Source organism: Nesterenkonia sp. K-15-9-6 (assembly GCF_052656005.1).
Genome location: NZ_JBQYEY010000057.1, coordinates 1 through 1,309, shown reverse-complemented (window position 1 = coordinate 1,309; position 1,309 = coordinate 1). Strand labels below are relative to the sequence as shown.

Genomic DNA, 1,309 nt, shown 5'->3' with positions numbered 1-1,309 from the left:
TGGATCAGGATGGTGTCGGTGGGCTGGGCCAGTACCGGGTGGGTGAGGCCAGTGTGCTGCTGACTTCTCCGGCGGTCGAAGAGGCTGCGGCGATGATCTATGACACCATCGGGGAGATCGATGCCACGATGGAGGACACGGTCAATGATCTGCTCGATGTTGCGGATCTGATCTCGGTGATTCCGGGTGCTTCGCTCTCTGCTGAGGTGTCCTCGAATATGCAGGAGGAGATCTTCGCGGCGATTCTCGCGGAGCCGATCACCACGAATAATCAGGTGCTCACGGTGGACTTCTCCACCGGTACTGCGCAGCTGCATCTGGATCAGCTGCTCTCTGGTGAGCTGCGTCCTGGTCAGCCCACGGGGATGAATAATCAGAACCCGAACACTGAGCTGATCGATGATGAGATCTATCCGATGATCGCGGAGACTGTCCATGATCTGATGGAAGAGGTCACCAACATCACGGTGGGCGCGATCGAGGGCGCGTTGGCTTCGGTGACCATTGATTATGAGGCGACTCTGGGTGGTGCCACCGCGACGGGCTCGCTGAATCTGATGGGTGATGAGATCAACGAGTTTGAGTGCTCGGGTGGTCTTCCGGGTGTTTGTGCCACGTTGAGTGCTGTGACTGGTCTGCTGCAGGAAGCTGTGGTGCCGGTGCGGGACTTCGTGATCAGTGATGCTGGTCAGGAGATCTTTGATCTGTTGATTCGGGATATCAAGACCGGTGCGATCACGGTGCCGATCCGTGAGGCGTTGGAGCCGTTCATCGAGACGCTGGCCACGGTGGTCTCGGTGCAGCTGAATCACCAGGTCGAGGAGTATTGCGAGACTCCTGAGGGTGAGCAGCGGCTGTCTTCGTTGGAGGTCTCGGCGTTGAGCATCGGCCTGTTCGAGGGTGATGGTGCTCGGTTGAACTTCGGTAATGCTGGGGCCCGGGTGGATTCCTGTGGTCTGTTCGAGCAGTTGGAGTTGGGTCTGGTGGTGGATCCTGATTCGGTGCCTGCTGGTGAGTCCACGCAGGTGACGGGTGAGGGTTTCACTCCGGATGCTTCCGCGACGGTGCAGTTGGTTGATCCGGAGGGTAACCCGGTGGGGGAGCCGGTGCCGGCTGAGACTGATGAGGCTGGTGGCTTCACGGTGGAGCTGCCGACTCCTGGGGATGCAGAGCCTGGTGAGTACTCGGTGGTGGCTGTTGATGACACCACGGGTCAGGAGATCTCTGAAGGGTTGAGCATCACGGATCCGGATGATGACGGTGTGATTGATCCGTCGTTGGTGGTGGATCCTGATTCGGTTCCTGCTGG

General features: G+C 59.1%; 1 protein-coding gene. It reads left to right on the top strand.

Annotated elements, in window-relative coordinates:
• The coding region (locus tag SD455_RS16590) for a choice-of-anchor G family protein (protein WP_445508742.1) at positions 1-1,309 on the top strand (1,309 nt) is incomplete at both ends.